General features: G+C 71.3%; 17 protein-coding genes and 1 pseudogene. 13 read left to right on the top strand and 5 right to left on the bottom strand.

The features are described 5' to 3' along the window. The first annotated feature begins 78 nt into the window (after positions 1-78). Positions 79-1299, top strand: a complete 1221-nt coding sequence (locus IF11_RS0115130; RefSeq protein WP_030352104.1) for a cytochrome P450 — start codon at positions 79-81, stop codon at positions 1297-1299. A 93-nt stretch (positions 1300-1392) separates the two neighbouring features. Here the strand turns inward: IF11_RS0115130 and IF11_RS0115125 are convergent, their stop codons facing one another. Continuing rightward, the gene (locus tag IF11_RS0115125; protein WP_030352103.1) at positions 1393-2277 is read right to left on the bottom strand and encodes a bifunctional helix-turn-helix transcriptional regulator/GNAT family N-acetyltransferase; all 885 of its coding nucleotides are present in this window, start codon (positions 2275-2277) and stop codon (positions 1393-1395) included. A 164-nt stretch (positions 2278-2441) separates the two neighbouring features. Between IF11_RS0115125 and IF11_RS0115120 the strand changes: the two genes are divergently transcribed. After that, positions 2442-2630, top strand: a complete 189-nt coding sequence (locus IF11_RS0115120) for a hypothetical protein (RefSeq protein WP_030352102.1) — start codon at positions 2442-2444, stop codon at positions 2628-2630. A 78-nt stretch (positions 2631-2708) separates the two neighbouring features. On the opposite strand, the gene IF11_RS0115115 is transcribed toward IF11_RS0115120, so the two are convergent. After that, the gene (locus tag IF11_RS0115115) at positions 2709-3920 is read right to left on the bottom strand and encodes a right-handed parallel beta-helix repeat-containing protein (RefSeq protein ID WP_030352101.1); all 1212 of its coding nucleotides are present in this window, start codon (positions 3918-3920) and stop codon (positions 2709-2711) included. A 420-nt stretch (positions 3921-4340) separates the two neighbouring features. Between IF11_RS0115115 and IF11_RS0115110 the strand changes: the two are divergent. The 11 genes and pseudogenes from IF11_RS0115110 to IF11_RS0115060 form a co-directional block, all read left to right on the top strand. Then, positions 4341-5195, top strand: a pseudogene (locus tag IF11_RS0115110) (alpha-amylase family protein); the annotation flags it as partial. A gap of 206 nt (positions 5196-5401) precedes the next feature. After that, the gene (locus IF11_RS0115105) at positions 5402-6448 is read left to right on the top strand and encodes a LacI family DNA-binding transcriptional regulator (protein ID WP_030352099.1); all 1047 of its coding nucleotides are present in this window, start codon (positions 5402-5404) and stop codon (positions 6446-6448) included. A gap of 14 nt (positions 6449-6462) precedes the next feature. Next, entirely contained in the window at positions 6463-7422 is a 960-nt protein-coding gene (locus tag IF11_RS0115100; RefSeq protein ID WP_030352098.1) for a carbohydrate ABC transporter permease, read from the top strand. Then, positions 7419-8282, top strand: a complete 864-nt coding sequence (locus IF11_RS0115095) for a carbohydrate ABC transporter permease (RefSeq protein ID WP_030352097.1) — start codon at positions 7419-7421, stop codon at positions 8280-8282. Before IF11_RS0115100 ends, IF11_RS0115095 begins: the two co-directional genes overlap by 4 nt. Further along, positions 8282-9610 carry an ABC transporter substrate-binding protein gene (locus tag IF11_RS0115090; RefSeq protein WP_078490696.1) on the top strand — a complete coding sequence of 443 codons (1329 nt, stop codon included), beginning with the start codon at positions 8282-8284 and terminating at the stop codon, positions 9608-9610. The genes IF11_RS0115095 and IF11_RS0115090 overlap by 1 nt, the downstream gene beginning before the upstream one ends. A 37-nt stretch (positions 9611-9647) precedes the next feature. Next, a complete protein-coding gene (locus tag IF11_RS0115085; protein ID WP_030352095.1) occupies positions 9648-10754 on the top strand; it encodes an ADP-ribosylglycohydrolase family protein in 1107 nt (368 codons plus the stop codon). 59 nt (positions 10755-10813) lie between these two features. Next, positions 10814-11992: an ADP-ribosylglycohydrolase family protein gene (locus tag IF11_RS0115080; RefSeq protein ID WP_030352094.1), complete on the top strand. Its 1179-nt coding sequence runs from the start codon at positions 10814-10816 to the stop codon at positions 11990-11992. Continuing rightward, positions 11989-13161: an ADP-ribosylglycohydrolase family protein gene (locus IF11_RS0115075; RefSeq protein WP_030352093.1), complete on the top strand. Its 1173-nt coding sequence runs from the start codon at positions 11989-11991 to the stop codon at positions 13159-13161. Before IF11_RS0115080 ends, IF11_RS0115075 begins: the two co-directional genes overlap by 4 nt. Next, complete coding sequence (locus IF11_RS0115070; RefSeq protein WP_030352092.1) at positions 13161-14540, top strand: ADP-ribosylglycohydrolase family protein; 1380 nt, start codon at positions 13161-13163, stop codon at positions 14538-14540. The genes IF11_RS0115075 and IF11_RS0115070 overlap by 1 nt, the downstream gene beginning before the upstream one ends. 61 nt (positions 14541-14601) lie before the next feature. Continuing rightward, positions 14602-15813, top strand: a complete 1212-nt coding sequence (locus tag IF11_RS0115065) for a CaiB/BaiF CoA transferase family protein (protein ID WP_030352091.1) — start codon at positions 14602-14604, stop codon at positions 15811-15813. Then, positions 15810-16631: an HpcH/HpaI aldolase/citrate lyase family protein gene (locus IF11_RS0115060; protein ID WP_030352090.1), complete on the top strand. Its 822-nt coding sequence runs from the start codon at positions 15810-15812 to the stop codon at positions 16629-16631. Before IF11_RS0115065 ends, IF11_RS0115060 begins: the two co-directional genes overlap by 4 nt. Positions 16632-16730: 99 nt before the next feature. On the opposite strand, the gene IF11_RS0115055 is transcribed toward IF11_RS0115060, so the two are convergent. Genes IF11_RS0115055 through IF11_RS0115045 form a run of 3 tightly spaced genes read right to left on the bottom strand, consistent with a single transcriptional unit; the run spans position 16731 to position 19545 of the window. Further along, on the bottom strand, positions 16731-17585 hold the full coding sequence (locus IF11_RS0115055; protein WP_030352089.1) for a citryl-CoA lyase: 855 nt from the start codon (positions 17583-17585) through the stop codon (positions 16731-16733). Then, positions 17582-18787, bottom strand: a complete 1206-nt coding sequence (locus tag IF11_RS0115050) for a CaiB/BaiF CoA transferase family protein (protein WP_030352088.1) — start codon at positions 18785-18787, stop codon at positions 17582-17584. Before IF11_RS0115050 ends, IF11_RS0115055 begins: the two co-directional genes overlap by 4 nt. Continuing rightward, positions 18787-19545 carry an IclR family transcriptional regulator gene (locus IF11_RS0115045; RefSeq protein WP_030352087.1) on the bottom strand — a complete coding sequence of 253 codons (759 nt, stop codon included), beginning with the start codon at positions 19543-19545 and terminating at the stop codon, positions 18787-18789. The genes IF11_RS0115050 and IF11_RS0115045 overlap by 1 nt, the downstream gene beginning before the upstream one ends. Between the last annotated feature and the right edge of the window lie 98 nt (positions 19546-19643).

Raw genomic sequence — 19643 nt, 5'->3', positions numbered from 1 at the left:
AGTCAGTCGATTGAATTACGACTCTTTCTCGGATTCACTGCTGTGCACCGCAACCGCGATGACCGGAGGAGGCCCCAAGTGACCGGAGTCCAGGGCACGGAGCCGATCAGCTACCCCATCACCGCACCGACGGCGCTGGAACCGCCACAGCAGTGGGCGGAGCTACGGCAGAAGTGCCCGGTGGCGCGGGTGACGCTGCCGAGCGGCGACGAGGCCGCCCTGCTGACGCGGTATCAGGACGTGAGGACGGCACTGTCCGACCCGCGCCTGAGCCGTGAGGGGCTGGCCTCGCCCGACGCCGCCCGTATCTCGGCGGGGGACTCGGAGGGCATCTTCAGCAGCCCGATGGCGAAGGCGCTCAACGCCGAAGGCCATGAGCGGTGGCGGCGCATGGTCGGCAAGTGGTTCACGGCGAAGCGGATGTCGGCGCTGCGGCCCGGCATGGAGGCCATGACCGGCCAACTCATCGACGACATGCGGGAACACGGCCGGCCCGCGGACCTGGTGACCCACCTGGCGTTCCCTCTCCCGGTGTACGTGATCTGCGCCATGCTCGGCGTACCGGAGAGCGACCGGGACGCGTTCAAGTCCTGGTCCGACACGTTCTTGAACCTGACGCGGTACACGCGCGCCGAGACGGAGGCGGCCTACCAGGACTTCGCCGGTTACATGTCCGGCCTGATCGACGAGAAGCGCACCGCGCCCGGAGACGACCTGCTCAGCCTCCTCCTGGACGGTGCCGACGCCGAGGGCGAACCGATGTCCGAGGCCGGGCTGGTGGCCACCGGTCAGGCGCTGCTGCTCGCCGGCCACGAGACCACCGCGGGATTCATCGCGATGATGACGGCGCACCTGCTGTCCGACCGGCGGCGCTGGGAACGGCTGCTCGCCGACCCTTCACTGATCCGCCACGCAGTGGAGGAGGTGCTCCGGTTCGACCCCAACGGCAGCGGCTTCGGCATGCTCCGGTACGTCCACGAGGACACCGAACTCTCCGGCGGGGTGGTGCCGCGCGGCACCACGGTGGTGTGCAGCATGGCCGCGGCCAACCGCGACGAGAGCGCCTGGGAGAACGCCGACGAGATGGACCTGGGACGCTCCCCCAACCCCCACCTCGCGTTCGGTGCGGGCCCGCACTCCTGTCTCGGCCAGCCGCTGGCTCGTACCGAATTGCAGGCCGTGCTCAGCGTCCTGCTGCGCCGGCTGCCCACACTCGATCTCGCCCTGGACGCCCGGGACTTGAGGCGCCACGAGGGGCTCCTCACCACACCTCTGCGTGAACTGCCGGTGACGTGGTGAACGGCACAAGCAGCGCGGCCGTATTGAGCCGCCGGATCACCACACCTGCGCGGAACGTCACCTCTCCCTCGCACGGACCCGCCACGCGGGACATCAGGTGATCCGCTTCTCGAACCAGTAGTGGGCGTACGGCTCGTCGTTGAAGGCGGCGACCTCCTGGAAGCCGAAGGAGTGGTACAGCCCGATCGCCGCGCCGAGCGCTTTGTTGGTGTCCAGGCGCAGTACGTTACGGCCGTGCTGGGCGGCCCGCGCCTCCAGTTCGGCCAGGAACCGGCGGCCGAGGCCGAGCCCCCGGGCGTGGGGTGCGACCCACATGCGTTTGATCTCGGCCGGGGCTCGGGGCGGCAGCTTCAGACCTGCGCAGCCGATGGGTTCGCCGTGCGTCCGGGCGATCAGGAACAGGCCGTGCGGCGGCCGGAGTTCGCCCGCGCTGGGCAGCAGGCTCCGGGCGGGGTCGAAGCCGTCCTCGAAGCGGTGTCGCAGCTCCATGAAGTAGGACCGCAGGCAGTACTGGGCGTCGGGGTGGTCCGGGTCGACGACGTCCAGTACGACCGTCGCGGCGGTCAGCAACCGGTCGACCTCGGCCATGGCGGCGACCAGCCGGGCGCGCTGGGTGGTGTTGAGCGGCTCCAGCAGGGAGCCGGCCAGCTCGTCGCTCCGGCCGTCGAGCGTGGCGCGCTCCGCGCGGCCCGCGTCGGTGAGCCGGACGGTGCGTACCCGTCTGTCCCGGGGCTGTGGCTCCACCGTCACCAGGCCGTCGCTCTCCAGGGCGCGCAGCAGACGGCTGACGTACCCGGAGTCGAGCCCGAGGCGCTCGCGCAGCCGCCGTACGTCCTGGCCCCGCTCACCGATCTCCCAGAGCAGCCGGGCCTCGCCGATGGGCCGGTCGCGGCCCAGATAGCGGTCGTGGAGCACGCCCACGCGTTCGGTGACAGTGCGGTTGAACCGCCGCACCTGGTCAATCTGTGACGGATCCATCCTCTGACTCTAGTCAGAGGATGCCCGAGTGTGGCAGACAGCTTGGTGGAGACGCATCGTCCAGACGTGTGCACTCAGCGCCAAGGACACCTGGTCCGTGACCGAGAACCCTGGAAGGAGACACATCACCGCGCCTCGGCGCCCTGTCCGAAGGACTACTCGATATGAACAGTTGGAAGAAGGCCGCGGTCAGCCTCGCGGCGGCCACCGCACTCGCCGGCGCATTCAGCGGAACCGCCGTCGCGGACAACCACGCCTCCGTCGCCCCCGCCGACAACCACGCCTCGGTCACTCCCGCCGACAACCACGCCTCTGTCGCTCCGCGACCGGCGGCGGCTGCTGCTGCTGCCTGACCGTCGGGCGCGGACGGCTGTCATGGCCGGGGCACGGACCCCGGCCATGGCGCTGGAAAGCCCACCCGCCCGGCGGCGCTACAGCCGGGCGCCGATGGCCGTGCCGTTTCGTGGGACGAGGAAGGCCGATGCGGACGGGAGTGAGCCGTCGGAGCCGCGCGGGGCTGCGAGGGCGCTCGTGTCCGTACTCAGGACGGACGCATCGTTCCATGTCCCGCCGAGGTCCCAGGAGTTGCCGCTGGAGACGGTGCCCGTACCGAGAGCGACGGGTGTCTGGTCGGAGAGGGACAGATTGCCGCTCAGCACGGCCCGCGAGCCGGAGACGTCGGCGTCGAAGCCGGTGCCCTGATTACGGAAAGTGGTGTTGCGGGTCAAGGTGAGCGCGCCGGGATTCCCGTTGTCGGTCACCCCTTTCGCCGCGTTCCGGAACGCCATCGTGTTGCGCAGCGTGTGTGCCACTGCCGGCGCCGGGCTGCCGCCGCCGAGTTTGAAGCCGTTGCCGTCGCCCGCGAAGTCGGGGAAGTTCCAACGGTTGAAGCCGTTGCCGTACGCGATCGTGTTCTCGACCAGCACGGGCGAGGCGAACTTCCAGGCGTCGAACCCGTCGTCCACGTTGTTCCAGAGGCGTGCCCCCCGCACGACGTTGCCCGTGCCGCTTCCCTCCTTGATGGCCAGGCCGTCCGCGCTCTCGCCGTTCTTGCGCGGGTCGCGGTTGCCGTAACTGTCCAGGTCCAGGATCTGGTTACCGCTGGACGCGCCTTGGAGCTGGAAGCCGGACTCGTAGTTGTCGTGCGTGACGAGCCGCGCGAAGACGTTGTTGTCGCAGCTGTCGCAGTAGTAGCCGTACGGACCGTTGACGATCTCCAGGTCCGAGATCCGCCAGTACGAGGCCTCCTGGTGGATGGCACCGCGCTCGGCGCGCGGAATGCTGCCACCGACGGGGGTGTGGCTCGCGGGCAGCCGTTCACCGTCGACGACCACCCGCTCCCCCGGGTACGCACCCAGGGAGATCGGCTGGGACGCGGTGCCCGAGATGGCGATGGTGATGTTGTCGTCGAGGGCGTACGTACCGCCACGCACCGCGATCACGTCACCGGGTTTCGCCTTGTCCACGGCGGCCTGGATGGTCCGCAGCGGACGCGTGACCGTACCGGGCGCCGCGTCGTCGCCGTTCACCGCCACAACGATGGTCGGCGTGGCCGCCGAGGCGCTGCCCGGCGCGGCGATCACCCCTGCCGCCGCCATGGCGGTCCCCAGTACCGCTCCCCACAACCTGGCTGCCCTGCGCATACGGCCTCCCACTGCCTGCTGACGATCAACCCATGGGTGTCGTGGGTAAGTTGCCGCCGGGACCCGTCAGGTTGCCGGTGGATCGCGGCGGGCAGTTCCTTGCCGCACCCGGATTCGCCGAATCCGCCGAAGGGCATCCCACGGCATAACGGCAGGCCCCACCGGGGCACCGAGGAATTCCTGGTGTCGGTCGCCGAAACCCCGCGTTCGGGCCGAGCGGAGTGAGCGGCAAGGGCAAGCAGGGGTATCAGACCGAGGGCGACCAGGGGGTCCCTGTCAGTACCCCCAATTGACGCATGCCCCGTCGTGATCGTGGCGCGCCCCGTGTTTCCCGCGCCTCTTGCGTCCACTGCTTACGGCTGTGAGCGGTCCGCTTCGACGGCCTTCCGGAACGGCGACGGCGCGCAGCCCCTTTAGCAGTACGACTACGAGCAACAGCTCGGCACCGGAAGCCAGCCCACCTCGGACAACGCCTTCCTGACCGGCCCGAACGGAAACACGTACCACGCACCGGACCGCAGCCGGTTCTCCGGCATGAACATCATCGACATGCGCATGCACATGAACTTCGGTGACGCCCCCAACGCGTACCACAACCGCAAGGACTCCGACGACTCCACCAATGACGCGACCTACAACGTCGTGTACGTCGACAGCCACGACTACGGGCCGAACAAGAGCAGTCAGCGGTACGCGGGCGGAACGGACGCGTGGGCGGAGAACATGTCGCTGATGTGGACGTTCCGCGGCATCCCCACCCTCTACTACGGATCGGAGATCGAGTTCCAGAAGGGCAAGCAGATCGACTGCGGCCCGTCCTGCCCGCTGGCCAGCACAGGACGCGCGTACTTCGGTGACCATCTCGCGGGAACCGTGAAGGCATCGGACTTCAGCAAGGTCGAGTCGGCGAGCGGGCAGGTCGCCACCACCCTCGACCAGCCCCTGGTCAAGCATCTGCAACGGCTCAACGAGATACGCCGGGCGGTGCCCGCGCTGCAGATGGGCCAGTACTCGACGGAGGGCATCTCCGGCACCATGGCCTTCAAGCGCCGCTACACCAGCGGCTCGACGGACAGTTTCGCACTCGTCACGGTCTCCGACGGCGCCACGTACACCGGTATCCCCAACGGCACGTACACGGACGCCGTCACCGGTGACGTACGGACGGTCTCCAACGGGACCCTGACCGTGGCGGCGCCGGGCAAGGGGAACCTGCGGGTGTACGTACTCAACGGGCCGGGGAAGATCGGCGCCGCCGGGCCGTACCTCAAGTAGCCGGGCCCGCACCGGCGTTGCGCGGGGCGGACACGGGCCGGAGCCCGCGTCCGCCTTGGGCGTCACCGCGAAGTCTCACCATGAGATGCGTCACATTTACCGCCTATTGACCGTCAGGAAACCGCGCAGCAATATCTGTAAACGTTTCCAGCTGCCGGAAACGTTTACAGAAACCCGGAAGTCGCGGACACAGGGGGGCCACAGCGATGCCGAGGACACAGAGCGGCGGTCAGCCGACCATCGTGTCGATCGCCGAACGCGCCGAGGTGTCCATCGCTTCGGTGTCCCGGGTGCTCAACGGCCTCGGCGCCCGCCGGGACACCGTCGAGAGGGTGGAGCGGGCCGCGGCAGAGCTGGGTTACGTACCCAACGCGGTGGCCCGTTCCCTCAAGGACGGCAGGACACGGCAGTTGACGTTCGCGATGCCGGACATCGGTAACCCGGTGTACGTCGCGATGGTCCGCGCCATCCAGTCCGTCACCAAGGCGGCCGGTTACCGGCTGCTGCTGCACTCCACCGACGCCGTGGTCGACGATGAACTCGCCGTGCTGCGCAGCCTGGGCGACCGCACCAGCGACGGTCTCGTCATCTGCCCCATCCGGATCACGGACGAGCATGTCGAGGCGCTGCGCACCGCGGCCGGACCGGTGGTCGTCATCGGTTCGCTGCCCGACGACGTGCCCGTGGACAGCGTGCGCGCCGACTCCGTCGCGGGCGCCGCCCTGGCCGTACGGCATCTGCATGAGACCGGCCGGCGCCGTATCGCCTTCGTCAACGGCCCTCCCGATACGGTGCCCGGCCGCAACCGCGACGAGGGGTTCCGCACCGCCATGGCGGAGTGCGGCCTCGTATACGACGACGCGCTCGTCGTGCACACCGACTTCGGCATCGACTCGGGCGCCGAGGCCGCCGAGCGGCTGCTGGCCGACGATGCCTCCCGGCCCGACGCCGTGTTCTGCGCCAACGACCAGTTGGCACTCGGCGTCGCACGCGCCCTGCACTCCAGGGGCCTGCGCATCCCCGAGGACGTCGCCGTCGCGGGGATGGACGACAGCCTCCTCGCGCAGGCCGGCTGGCCCCCGCTGACCAGCGTCGACCTGGGCTCCACCGAGCGCGGCCGGCACGCGGCCGAACTCCTTCTGGAGCGCCTCCGCACCCCTGACGGCACGCACCCCCTGGCCCCCCGTACCTCCACCGCCCCTCCCCGCCTCGTCGTCCGCGCCTCCACCGCGCCGACGGCAGTCAACAGCTAGAGGACGAGGTCCCCATGAGTCTCACCGCCTCCCGGGCCAAGGCCGTCCCGGGCAGCCGCGGCACCCCACCGCCCCGCACCCCCGCCCAGCGCAGACAGGCCCTCGGGCTGGACCGGGACGCCTGGTTCCTGCTCCTGCCCGCGCTGATCCCGATCCTGGTGCTCAGCGTGGGCCCGCTCCTGTACGGCGTCTCGCTCGCGTTCACCGACGCACAGGCGGGACGCACGGCGGCCACCCAGTTCGTCGGGCTCGACAACCTCCTCGACCTGCGCCACGACTCGCTGTTCTGGGAGTCCTTCCGCATCGGTCTCATCTGGGCGGTGTCCGTGACGGCGTTGCAGTTCGTGCTGGCCATGGGCCTCGCGCTGCTGCTCAACCAGAACCTGCGTTTCCGCTGGCTGGCCCGGACGCTGGCGCTCGTACCGTGGGCGATGCCCGAGGTCGTCGTCGGCATCATGTGGCGGCTCGTGTACCACTCCGACGCGGGTGTCCTCAACAAGACGCTCGGCCAGCTCGGCCTGCTCCACGAGAACGTCGACTGGCTCGCCGACCTCTCCTACGCGCTGCCCGCGGTCATCGCCGTCGGTGTGTGGGCCGGCATGCCGCAGACCACCGTCGTGCTCCTGGCCGGTCTGCAGAACGTTCCCCACGAGCTGCGTGAGGCCGCCCAGTTGGACGGCGCCGGTCTGTGGCGCCGCTTCACCACGGTCACCTGGCCCGCGCTCAAACCGGTCGTCCTCGCGATCACGTCCCTGAACTTCATCTGGAACTTCAATTCCTTCGGCCTGGTGTACGTCCTCACGCAGGGCGGCCCGGGCGGGCAGACGCGGCTTCCGATGCTCTTCGCGTACGAAGAGGCCTTCAAGTACGGCCAGTTCGGCTACGCGGCCGCGATGGGCCTCGTCATGGTCGCCGTGATCGCGGTCCTCCTCACCCTGTTCCTGCGCAAGAAGCTGAAGGAGGACGCGGCATGAGCACGACGTCCGCCCTGCCCAAGGTCCGTGTGCTGCGCATCGCGGGCCGCACCGGCCAGTACGTGGCGCTGCTGGGCTTCCTGGTCTTCCTGGCCTTTCCGCTCCTCTGGCTGGTGTCCACGTCCTTCAAGTCGCCCCAGGAGCTGGGCTCGATCAACCCGAAGTGGCTGCCGGTCGACCCCGGTCTCGGCAACTACCGTGCCGCGTTCGAGGCGCAGCCACTGCTCCACTCGGCGCTCAACAGCCTGATCGTGGCGGTCAGCGCCTCGGTGATCTCGGTGTCGATCGCCGTCCCGGCCGCGTATGTGATGGTCCGTTACAAAACGCGGGTCAGCCAGGCCGGCACCGTCTGGATCCTGGTGAGCCAGATGTTCCCGTTCGTGCTGGTGATCATCCCGCTGTTCCTGGTCCTGAAGAACCTGCGCGTGATCGACAGCCTCGTGGGCCTGATCATCGTGTACGTCGTCTGGAACCTGCCCTTCTCGCTGTGGATGCTCCAGGGCTACGTCAAGTCGGTGCCACGCTCACTGGAGGAGGCCGCGGCGATGGACGGCGCGGGCCGACTGCGCACGCTCGTCAGCGTGGTCCTGCCGCTGCTCGCGCCCGGCCTGGTGGCGACGCTGATGTTCTCCTTCGTCACCGCCTGGAACGAGTTCTTCTTCGCCCTCGTGCTCCTCAAGTCCCCGGAGAACCAGACGATGTCCGTGATCCTCACCCGCTTCCTCGGCGCCGAGGGCGTGGCGGACCTGGGCCCGCTCGCGGCGGCCTCGGTCCTCGCGACCATCCCCAGCCTGCTCTTCTTCGCGCTGCTCCAGCGCCGGCTCGTGGGCGGCATGCTCAGCGGGGCGGTGAAGGGCTGATGCGCGTCCGTTCCAACCGTATGAAGGGGCTGAGCGCCTGCGCCGCCACCGCCCTCTCGCTGGCCCTGGCCGCCGGCTGCGGCGGCTCCGAGCCGGACTCCACCGACGGCAGGATCACCCTCGAATTCCTCAGCCTGGCCTGGCAGAAGGAGTCCGTCGACGCCAACAAGGCGCTCGTGAAGCAGTGGAACGCGACTCACCCCGATGTCCAGGTGAAGTACGTGCAGGGCAGCTGGGACAACATCCACGACCAGCTCCTCACCTCCTTCGAGGGCGGTGAGGCCCCCGACATCATCCACGACGACGCCTCCGACCTCACCGACTTCGCGAACGGCGGCTATCTCGCCGACCTCAGCGACTATCTGCCGCAGTCGCTGCGCGAGGACATCCCGCAGGCCTCGTGGGACACCACGACCTACGGCAACGGAACGTACGGCGTCCCCTTCCTCCAGGAGCCACGCGTCCTCATCGCCGCCACGGCACTTCTCCAGCAGGCCGACGTCCGCATCCCCACGGCCCAACATCCCTGGACCTGGGGCGAGTTCGAGGACGTCAGCAAGAAGCTGACACGCGACAGGAACAACGACGGCACGACCGACCAGTACGGCGTCGCCTGGTCCATGAAGGAGCCGGTCGCCCAGTCCGTCAATCTGTCCCTGTCCACCGGTGGCCAGATCTTCTACAAGGACGCGGACGGCAAGAACGAGATCCGCTACGACAGCGCCGACTCGTCCGTCGCACAGCTGATCGACCGACAGGTCAACGAGGACCGGACCGCGCCCAAGAACGGCCTCGGCATGTCGGGTTCCGACACCCTGCCCGGCTTCTTCGCGGGCCGCTACGCGATGCTTCCGCTCAACTTCTCCTTCCGCCAGCAGGTACAGCAGCAGGCCCCCAAGGGCTTCGACTGGACGGTCCTGCCGATGCCCACCGGCAAGGGGGAACCGACGCAGGGCACGATCCCGCAGACCCTCTCGGTCTCCCAGGACAGTAGGCACAAGCGGTCGGCGGTCGACTTCATCGCCTTCCTCACCCAGGCCGAGCACCAGCTGCAACTGGCACGCGGGGACTGGCTGTTGCCCACCAGCACCAAGGCCCTGAAGGACCCGTCCCTCAACACCGACACGTACGGATGGAAGACCGGCGCCGCCGTCGCGGCCGGACTGCGCCCGTCCCCGGTGCTCGGGGTGCGCGGCTACGCGGAGTGGAAGGACAAGATCGCCACCCCCGCCTACCAGGAGTTCTACAACGGCGCGTTCGGCATCGCGGAACTGCGCGAACGCCTGGCGGACGACGGCAACCGCATCCTCGACCGCTATCAGCGCTGAACCCGAGCACGACCCCAGAAAAGAGCACGAACCCACCATGAGTGTCAGGCTCGACCCCGATCCCGCACCGCCGGCGGACGGCGCACCGGATGCCCGCGGGCGCCGTACCGTCCCCCTCTCCCGGCCCGCCGCCGCGGCTCCGCTCCGGGATCGCGCCCGCGGCGCCCTGCTCGGCCTCGCCGTCGGCGACGCGCTCGGCGCACCGGCCGAGAACATGAAGCCCTCCCAGATCCGCGAGCGCTGGGGCCGTATCCAAGGGTTCGTCTCCGACGACCCGGCCGGTACGGACGACACCGAGTACGCGATCTTCTCGGGTCTGCTCCTCGCCGACCACGGCTCCGCTCTCACCATGGCCCATGTCGAGGCGGCCTGGCACGAGGGGATCGCCGACCGCGACGAAGGGCCGTTCAAGGGAGCCGGGTTCAGCGAGCGCGGCACGCTGGAGAACCTGCGCCGCGGCCTCGCCGCCCCCATCTCCGCTCAGCACCGGCACGCCTGGAGCGACGGCCTCGCGATGCGCGCCGCGCCCTTCGGGGTGTACGCGGCCGGGCGTCCGGCCGAGGCGGCCCGCCTGGTCGCGATCGACGGCACGGTGTCGCACGACGGCGAGGGCATCCTCGGCGGCCGGGCGGTGGCGGCGGGCGTCGCCGCGGCCATGGTCAGCCACACCCCGGACGCGGTCGTCCAGGCCGCGCTGTCCGTCGTACCGGACGACTCGTGGACGGCCCGCTCGCTGCACCGCGCGGTGTCGGCGGCGCGCCGGGCCCGCCGCGACCGCGACGGCACACAGTTGTCGAGGGAGCGAGCGGTGCGCAAGGCCGTCGTCATCGGGGGCTATCCGTGGACGGACCTGGCGCCCGAGGCGGTGGGCCTGGCGTTCGGCGCGTTCGCGGTGGCCCGGGGCGACTTCCGCGAGTCGGTCCTGATCGCCGTCAACATGGGCCGCGACGCCGACACCACCGCCGCCGTGGCGGGCGCCCTCGCCGGCGCCCTGCGCGGCGAGACGGCGATCCCCGCCGACTGGGCGGGCACGATCGGCCCCGTACGCGGCAGTTGCCTCCCGGCCATGGCCGGACGGCACATCCTCGACATCGCGGACCGGTTGACGCCCACGGCACCGGACCGGGCGGGGACAACGGCGTGACGAGACGCCGGGACATCGCCCCCGTACCGCCCTGTACCACCGAAAGGCTCCTCACACTCATGCTCCCCGCACCGGCGGACGCCACCCACCGCATCGAGGGCCTGCTCCTCGGCATCGCCGCGGGGGACGCCGCCGGGTGGCCCTCCGGCCGGCACCGCGCCGCCCGGCTGCCCGACTGGACGCGCCGCCTCACCCGCGAACTGGACACCTTCGCCGAGCAGAACGCGACGACGACCCTGCCCGTCCCGATCGCGCTGAACCAGCCCCCGGAGCCGCTGCGCCTCGGCCCGTCCGACGACGCGGAGTGGGCGGCCTTCACCGCGCACTCCGTCCTCGACGCCTACGCCGACGGCCTCGGGGACCTCCCCGCCGACCAGCGCGTACGCTCCGCGCTCTCGCTCGCGTGGAACACCCTCGCGGACGAGATAGCGGCGGCAGCGGACCGTGCGGACGAGATCGAGTCGGCCGAGATGCCGCTGCGCGCCCGGATCTCCGTACGGGCCGGGCTGGGCAATCTCGCCGCCGGCCTACGGCCGCCCGCGACGGGCCACGACAACCCGCACTACTTCGACGACGCGGCCTGCGTACGCGCCGCGGTCCTCGCGGTCGTGCACCCCGGCCAACCCCAACTCGCCGCCGATCTCGCCGAGTTCGACGCGCGCTACACCCAGGACGGCGACGGCGTGCACGGCGCCCGCGCCATGGCGGCGGCCGTCTCCGCGGCACTCGGCGGCGCGCCCGTCGACACCTGCGTGGACGCGGCCCTCGCCCAACTGCCGGAGGGCACCGAGATCCACCGCAACGCGGTACGCGCCGTCGGCCTGGCCCGCACCGCGGTGACCGCGCACCCCGGCCTGCCCGGCAACGCGTTCGCCCTCGTGCCCGTTCTGGAACACGAGATCGTCGATCACGTCTACAGCTATGGCATCGCCGCGGCCGAAACGGTCCCCGTCGCCCTCGCCGTCGCCACCGCGGCGGCCGGAGCCGTCAGCGAAGCGGTCCCCACCGCCGCCTGTCTGTCCCGCGTCGCCGACTCGGCCCCCGCCCTGGCCGGCGCCCTCACCGGCGCGCTCGGCGGCGGAGACGCGTTCCCGGAGAGCTGGCGAGAGGCCTGCCGCACACTCGCGGGCTGCGCGCTGCCGCGCCTGGCCGGCACCGATCTGATCGGCCTGGCGGAGCGCCTGGCCACCCTGAGCAGCCCGACCAACTCCCCCTCTTCCGAAGGAATTCCCGCATGACCACGCCCAACAACCCGACGAACCCCATCCCTTCGCTGGAGGACCGCGTCACCGGCGCCCTCATCGGAGCCGCCGTGGGCGACGCGCTCGGCGGCCCGGTCGAGGGCTGGACCCCCGAGGCCATCGCCGAGCGCCACGGCGGCCGGGTACGCGGCATCGTGGAACCGTTCCACAAGGACGAGTGGAAGACCGCTCGGCCCATCGCGCCGTACCACAAGGGCGACGGCCACGTCACCGACGACACCCTGATGACCCACGCCCTGATCCGCGTCTACGAGCGGGTCCGCGACCACCTCGACGCGTACGCGGTCGCCGACCACCTCGTCCCCGACCTGATGACCAACCCCCGCTGGATCCCCGAGCTGGAGGCCGAGGCGCTGCCGCTCCAGCGCATCTTCCTCGCGGAGAAGTGGATCGTCGCCCGTATCCACTACGGACATGTCGACCCGCGCGAGGCGGGCGTCGGCAACATCGTCAACTGCGGCGCGGCGATGTACATGGCACCGGTCGGCGCGGTCAACGCGGGCAACCCGCTGCGAGCGTACGAGGAGGCGCTGGAGGTCGCGGGCGCGCATCAGTCGTCGTACGGCCGCGAGGCGGCGGGCGTCTTCGCGGCGGCGGTGGCGTCCGCGTTCACGCCGGGCGCGACGCCCGAGTCCGTCGTCGAGGACGTCCTGAAGCTCGCGAAGGACGGCACGAAGTCGGCGATCGAGGCGGTGTGCGACGTGGCCGCGCACTACGACGACTTCGAGGACGCGCTGGCTCCGCTGCGCGAGGCGGTGGCTCCCTTCGACACGGTCGGCCCCGAGTACCGCAAACCGTCTCTCGGCGCCCGCCGGCCCTCCAGGCTGCACTCCATCGAGGAACTCCCCGTCGCCCTGGGCATGGTGCTCGTGGGCCGCGGCGACTTCCGGCACACGGTGCTCGGCTCGGTCAACTACGGCCGCGACTGCGACTCGATCGCCACGATGAGCGGCGCGGTCGTCGGTGCCCTGTACGGCGAGGAGTCGGTGCCCAAGGAATGGAGCGCGGAGATCGCGCGGGCCAGCAGGCTGGATCTGCACGCCCCCGCGGCCTCCCTCGCCCGGGTCACGCGCGAGGTGTACGCCCGCGACCTGGAGCGGCGCCGCGCCCACGAGGCCGCCTTCACGACGCTCGCGGGGCTCTGATGCTCCGTCTGACCTGGGTACAGCCCGAGGACCTGATCGGACACGAACTGCGTCAGGCGGCCCAGGACGGCCGGGACGCGACGGAGATCGAACGCCGCTGGATCGCGGCGGGCGGCCACCTGGCGCCGGAGCGAGCCGGAGCGTCGCCTGAACCTGCTTCGCCCGAACTCCGCTCGCTCGCCCAGGAGTTGCTGGATGAGCTGGCACAGCTTCCGTCCCCGCTCGCGGCAGCGGAGCCGACCGTGTTCCAGACCCGTCCGGCACGAGAGGACGAGCCGGTCGGGCGGCACCCGGAGCCGGACCCGCGAGCGGAGACGGACCGCCTGCACGCGGCGTGGCTGGGCCGCGCGATCGGCTGCGTCCTGGGCAAGCCCGTCGAGAAACTGCCCCTCGACGGCATCCGCGCCATCGCCCGCTCGACCGGCAACTGGCCCCTGAACACCTGGTTCACCGCACGGAACCTGGACCCGCGGATCGCGGCGGCGTACCCCTGGAACCGCCGCTCCCGCCCCACCTCCCTCGCCGAGAACATCGACGGCATGCCGGAGGACGACGACCTCAACTACCCGCTCCTGGGCCTGCTGCTGCTCCAGCGCCATGGCCACGACTTCACCACGGCCGACGTGGCGAAGCTCTGGCTGGACGAGCTCCCGGCGGGCCGTACGTTCACCGCGGAGCGCATCGCCTACCGCAACCTCCTGGACGGCCTGGAACCACCGCACACCGCGACGCACCGCAACCCGTTCCGCGAGTGGATCGGCGCACAGATCCGGGCGGACATCTTCGGCTGGGCGTGTCCGGGCGACCCGGCGAAGGCCGCCGAACTCGCCTACCGGGACGCGGTGTTGTCCCACACGGCGAACGGCGTGTACGGCGAGATGTTCGTGGCGGCGGCGATCGCGCACGCGGCCGGCCCCGCCCCCACCACGATCCACGAAACCCTCGCCACCGCCCTCGCCCACATCCCGCCGGACTCCCGCTACGCGCGGGCGATCCGCTTCGGCACCGATACGGCGCGGGCGGAACCCACCGGCACTCCGGCCGGCTTCGAGCGGGTCGTCGACGCTCTGCACGCCCGTTACGCCCACGACCACCACTGGGTGCACGTGCTGCCGAACGCCGCCCTGCTCGCCGCCGCGCTCACCCACGCCGACGGCGACTTCACGGGCTCCATCTGCCGTGCGGTGTCGGGCGGTTGGGACACGGACTCCAACGGCGCGACCGCCGGTTCGATCGCGGGACTGCTCGCGGGCGGCCCGGAGGCGCTCGGTGAGCGCTGGACGGTCCCGCTGAAGAACCGACTCGCCACCACGGTCGGCGGCTTCGACGGCATCGGCTTCGACGAACTGGCCCGCCTCACCCTGGAGGCCCGCGGATGACACGTCCGACCGCCCTTGGCCCGGCCGCCATGACCCTGGTCGCCTACGTACGGAAGGCACGATGAACGAGACCCCGCTCCCCCGGCACGACGGCCCGCTGAGCGGCCTGCGCGTCCTCGATCTGGCGACGCTCTTCGCCGGTCCCCTGTGCGCCACGATGCTCGGTGACTTCGGCGCCGAGGTGATCAAGGTGGAGCACCCCCGCAAGCCGGACCCGTCCCGTGGCCACGGCCCGTCGAAGGACGGCATCGGCCTGTGGTGGAAGCTGCTGGGCCGCAACAAGAAGAACATCACGCTCGACCTGTCCACCGCCGGCGGCCGGGAGGTACTCCTCAAACTGGTCGCCGAGTCCGATGTCCTGATCGAGAACTTCCGCCCCGGCACCCTGGAGAAGTGGAACCTCGGCTGGGACGAGCTGTCCGCCGCCAACCCTCGCCTCGTCCTGGCGCGTATCACCGGCTTCGGCCAGTTCGGCCCGTACTCCGGGCGCCCCGGTTTCGGCACCCTCGCCGAGGCGATGAGCGGCTTCGCGGCGATCACCGGGCAGCCGGACGGTCCGCCGACGCTGCCGCCGTTCGGCCTCGCCGACTCGATCGCCGCGCTCTCCACCTCGTACGCGGTGATGGCCGCCCTGCGCGGCCGTGACGAGACGGGCCGCGGCCAGGTCGTCGACATGGCGATCATCGAGCCGATGCTGACGGTCCTCGGTCCGGGGCCCCTCTGGTACGACCAGCTCGGCTACGTACAGCCGCGCACCGGCAACCGCTCCACGAACAACGCGCCGCGCAACACCTACCGCACCGGCGACGACAAGTGGGTCGCGGTCTCGACCTCCGCGCAGTCGATCGCGGAGCGCGTGATGCGCCTGGTCGGCAGGGCCGAGTTCATCGACGAGGAGTGGTTCGCCACGGGCTCCGGCCGTGCCGCGCACGCCGACGAACTCGACGAGGCGGTCGGCTCGTGGATCGCGGCGCACACCCGCGACGAGGTCATGACGGCCTTCGAGAAGGCGGAGGCGGCCATCGCCCCGATCTACGACATCCGCGATGTGATGGCCGACGAGCAGTACCGGGCGCTCGACTCGATCACCGAGCTCCCCGACCCGGACTTCGGCACGGTGAAGATGCAGAACGTCCTGTTCCGGCTCTCCGAGACCCCCGGCTCCATCAAGTGGACGGGCCGCCCGCACGGCGCGGACACGGACGAGATCCTCACCGGGCTCGGCCTGACGGACACGGAGATCACCACGCTGCGCACGGCGGGTGCGGTGTGACGGACCATACGTATCTGACCTGGCTGTACGTTCCCGGCGACCGCCCGGGCGTCGTCGCCAAGGCCCTCGGCTCCGGGGCCGATGTGGTGCTGGTCGACCTGGAGGACGCGGTCGCCCCCGACCGCAAGGGCTACGCGCTCGACGCGACCGCCGAACTCCTCGCCGACAAGCACGAGGTGCCGGTCCACGTCCGCGTCAACGCGCTCGACGGGCCCCTCGCCGAGCAGGAGGTACGCCGGCTCACCCCGCTGCCCGGCCTGGACGCGCTGCGCCTGCCGAAGGTGGCCGGCCCGGCCGACATCACCCGCGTCCTGGACTGGGCGGTCGAAGTGCCGCCCCTGTACGCCCTGTTGGAGTCGGCCCTCGGTATCGAGCACGCCTACACGATCGCGGGCCATCCGTGTGTGCACGGCATCGCGCTCGGCGAGGCGGACCTGCGCGCCGAGCTCGGTGTCACGGACGCGGCGGGCCTCGCCTGGCCGCGCGGCCGCGCGGTCGTCGCGGCGCGGGCGGCGCGACTGCCGCCCCCGCCACAGTCGGTGTACCCGGACGTCCGCGACACCGAGGGCCTGGCCCGCTCCTGCGCCGAGGGCCGCGCGCTGGGCTTCCTGGGCCGTACGGCGATCCACCCGAGGCAACTCCCGGTGATCGAGGAGGCGTTCCTGCCGACGGAGCGGGAGGTGGCGGCGGCCCGCGAGATCGCCCGGACGGCGGCGGCGGACGCGGGCGCCCTGGCCCTCCCCGACGGCCGCTTCGTGGACGCGGCCGTCGCCGCCGACGCGCGGCGGGTGCTGGCACTGGCGGAACGCCGGAGCTGACCCCGCGGACGGGGGTGGCCGGTGGCGGTCAGTCCCGCGGGCCTGGACGAGTAGGTCCGAAGTAGCGTCGTCCGCCCCCGGGCAGACGGGACTTCGGACTTACTCGTCCAGGTCGCGTGCCGGGGTGCCCCGGTACCCCGCGAGCAGCGGCCGTGGGAGCGGTCCCTTGATGCGTGCTCCGCCTTCCTGTTCCTCCCAGGCATGCGCGAGGATGCCCACGCTGCGGGAGAGTACGAACAGGCCGCGGCCGAGCTCCGCGGGAAAGCCCAGCTCGGCGTAGATGATCGCGGTGGCGCCGTCGATGTTCATCGGCACCGGGCGCGTCCGGCCCTCGGCCAGCGCCGCTTCGAGCGCGAGGCCGGCCGCCAGGGCCCGCCCCTGTACCCCGCCCTCCGCGACGGCCTCCCTGACCAGCGCGAGAAGCGGATCGCGCCGTGGGTCGCGGGGGTGGAAACGGTGTCCGAAGCCGGGGACGTAGGCACGGCGGTCCCGGAACCCGGCGACGACGGCGGTGGCGTCCTCGCCGCCGATGACGCGCTCCAGCACTTCCATGCACTGCTGCCCGGCTCCGCCGTGGACGTCTCCGAGCAGGCCGGCGCCGGTGGCCACCGCGCTGTTCAGTCCCACGCCGCAGGTCGCCGCCATCCGGGCGGCGGCGATCGAGGGGGCCTGCGGGCCGTGGTCGACGGCCGCCACCAACGCGGCCTCCAGGAGGCGGCCCTGAACAGGGCTGGGGAGTTCGCCGCGCAGCATCAGCCAGATCTGTTCGGCGAAGGTGATACGGCCGATCAGCTGCTCGACGGGGTAGCCGCGCAGCAGGATCTCGCCGGGGCGGATACGGCTCACCGCTGTCGACCACCAGTCGGTGACGCGGTGTTCCTCGATCATCGCGGGCCCCTCCGGCTCGGTCGCGGTCGCCGGCCCGGTGCCGCGCGGGGTGTCGGGGCCGCTCACACCGCACCCCGTTCCCGCAGTGCCGCGATCTGCGCCGGGGTGTAGCCGAGTTCCGCCAGGACCGCGTCGGTGTGCTCGCCGAGCCGGGGCGGCGGTCCCGCCGGGACGGCGGGTTCGTCGTCCACGCGCAGCGGGCTGCCGAGGACCTTCAGCGGGCGTTCGCGGCCGTCGGGGAAGGGGAGCGTGTGGACGAAGCCGCGCGCGGCCAGGTGGTCCAGGTCCAGCGCGTCGGGCAGCGACAGTACGCGGGCCGCCGGGACGCCGGCGTCGGAGAGGATCTCCTCCCATTCGGCGGCCGGGCGGGCGGCGAGCGCGGACTCCACCTCGGCGCGCAGTGCGTCGCGGTGTGTCTTGCGGTCGGCGGGGTGCGAGAACCGCGGGTCGGAGGTCAGGTCCTCCCGGCCGATCAGGCGGCACAGCGTGGTGAACTGCTGCTGCCGGTTGGCGGCGATGTTCAGATGCCCCGCGCCGGTGCGGAAGGTGCCGGAGGGGGCGGCGGTGAAGTTCTCGTTGCCCATCGGCCGCGGTTCCCGGCCGGTGATCAGGTAGTTGGACGTCACCCAGCCCATCGCGGTCAGCGCGGACTCCAGCATCGATACGTCGACGAACGCGCCTTCACCGGTACGGCCGCGCCGGACGAGGGCGGCGGCGACGGCGTACGCGGCCGCCATGCCGCCCAGGGTGTCGGCGACGGGGAAGCCCGCGCGCAGCGGCGTCGCCTCCGCGGTGCCCGTCACGCTCATCATGCCGCTCAGCCCCTGGATGATCTGGTCGTAGGCGGGACGGTCCCGCATCGGCCCGGTCTGTCCGAAGCCGGAGATGGCGCAGTAGACGAGCGCGGGGTTCTCGGCGCGCAGCGTCTTCCAGCCCAGCCCCAGCCGTTCCATCACCCCGGGGCGGAAGTTCTCCAGCAGGACGTCCGACTCCCGTACCGCGCGCAGCAGTGCCTCGCGCCCGTCCGGGTCCTTGAGATTCACGGTGAGGGAGCGCTTGCCCGCGTTCTGTGCCAGGAAGGACGCCCCGAGCAGCTCGTCGCCCAGGGCGCGGTCGGCCCCCAACTGGCGTGCCAGATCGCCCGATCCCGGCATTTCCACTTTGAGTACATCGGCGCCCTGAAGGGCGAGCTGATAGCCGGCGAAGGGCCCGGCGAGGACGTTCGTGAGGTCGAGGACGCGGACGCCGTCCAGCAGCGCGGTCGTCATCAGGCGGTACCTCCGATGCAGTCGAGGGCGGTCAGGGCCCGTGCGGTGTCCACCAGGGCGGACGTGAAGCCCGCGACGGCCTCGTCGGTGAAACGGGCGGTGGGTCCGCCCAGGGCAACGGCGCCGGTCAGCCGGCCCGCCGCGTCGAACACCGGAGCCGCGGCGCCGGACACGCCCGCCTCCCGCTCCCCGTGGCTGACGGACCAGCCCTGCACGGCGGCCTGCCGCGCACGCTCCCACAGCGTCTCGTCCCATCCCGGATGCGGCGCGCGGGCCGCGACGGCGGCGACGTCCGCGCGCTCCGCACGGGAGAGGAGCACATGGCTGGACGCGCCGGACCACAGCGGCATCTCGGCGCCCACGTGCACGACATGGCGCAGGGTCCGCGTCCCCTCGTGGCGGGCGATGCACACGCGGGTGCCCTGCTGGCGCACGTAGAGGTGTACGGTCTCGCCGCCGCTCGCCTCGCTCAGTTCTTTCAGCCGCTGCAGCGCCTCTTCCGGCAACTGCCAGGTATTACGGGCCAGTTCCGCCCAGCGCAGCAGCCCGGTGCCGGGGACGGTCCGTCCGTCGCCGCGGCTCCAGAGCAGACCGCACTGTTCCAAGGTGTGCACCAGCCGGACCACGGTCGTCTTCGGGAGCCCCGTGGCGCTGACGAGTTCCCGTATGGAACGGCTCGGGTGTTCCGCGTCGTAGAGGGCGAGCAGGTCCACGGCGCGCTGGACGCTGCGGACACCGCCGGCATCGGGTTCAGGCATAGGAATCCTCTTCCTCCGCGAAATAGTCGTCGCCGGTCTCTTGTCAGCGAGTTGCCGCCTCCATAACATCACCGAACCATTCAGCGGCACAAGTGTTC

Source organism: Streptomyces scopuliridis RB72 (genome assembly GCF_000718095.1).
Classification (GTDB): domain Bacteria; phylum Actinomycetota; class Actinomycetes; order Streptomycetales; family Streptomycetaceae; genus Streptomyces; species Streptomyces scopuliridis.
The sequence above is the reverse complement of the archived record's forward strand: the minus strand, read 5'-3'. Positions and strand labels throughout refer to the sequence as shown.

What these genes read in the sequence shown, in the direction of transcription:
- IF11_RS0115125 (WP_030352103.1), bottom strand. Translation starts at nt 2,277, where the DNA reads ATGGATCCGTCACAGATTGACCAGGTGCGGCGGTTCAACCGCACTGTC.
- IF11_RS0115120 (WP_030352102.1), top strand. Translation starts at nt 2,442, where the DNA reads ATGAACAGTTGGAAGAAGGCCGCGGTCAGCCTCGCGGCGGCCACCGCA.
- IF11_RS0115115 (WP_030352101.1), bottom strand. Translation starts at nt 3,920, where the DNA reads ATGCGCAGGGCAGCCAGGTTGTGGGGAGCGGTACTGGGGACCGCCATG.
- IF11_RS0115105 (WP_030352099.1), top strand. Translation starts at nt 5,402, where the DNA reads ATGCCGAGGACACAGAGCGGCGGTCAGCCGACCATCGTGTCGATCGCC.
- IF11_RS0115100 (WP_030352098.1), top strand. Translation starts at nt 6,463, where the DNA reads ATGAGTCTCACCGCCTCCCGGGCCAAGGCCGTCCCGGGCAGCCGCGGC.
- IF11_RS0115095 (WP_030352097.1), top strand. Translation starts at nt 7,419, where the DNA reads ATGAGCACGACGTCCGCCCTGCCCAAGGTCCGTGTGCTGCGCATCGCG.
- IF11_RS0115090 (WP_078490696.1), top strand. Translation starts at nt 8,282, where the DNA reads ATGCGCGTCCGTTCCAACCGTATGAAGGGGCTGAGCGCCTGCGCCGCC.
- IF11_RS0115085 (WP_030352095.1), top strand. Translation starts at nt 9,648, where the DNA reads ATGAGTGTCAGGCTCGACCCCGATCCCGCACCGCCGGCGGACGGCGCA.
- IF11_RS0115080 (WP_030352094.1), top strand. Translation starts at nt 10,814, where the DNA reads ATGCTCCCCGCACCGGCGGACGCCACCCACCGCATCGAGGGCCTGCTC.
- IF11_RS0115075 (WP_030352093.1), top strand. Translation starts at nt 11,989, where the DNA reads ATGACCACGCCCAACAACCCGACGAACCCCATCCCTTCGCTGGAGGAC.
- IF11_RS0115070 (WP_030352092.1), top strand. Translation starts at nt 13,161, where the DNA reads ATGCTCCGTCTGACCTGGGTACAGCCCGAGGACCTGATCGGACACGAA.
- IF11_RS0115065 (WP_030352091.1), top strand. Translation starts at nt 14,602, where the DNA reads ATGAACGAGACCCCGCTCCCCCGGCACGACGGCCCGCTGAGCGGCCTG.
- IF11_RS0115050 (WP_030352088.1), bottom strand. Translation starts at nt 18,787, where the DNA reads ATGACGACCGCGCTGCTGGACGGCGTCCGCGTCCTCGACCTCACGAAC.
- IF11_RS0115045 (WP_030352087.1), bottom strand. Translation starts at nt 19,545, where the DNA reads ATGCCTGAACCCGATGCCGGCGGTGTCCGCAGCGTCCAGCGCGCCGTG.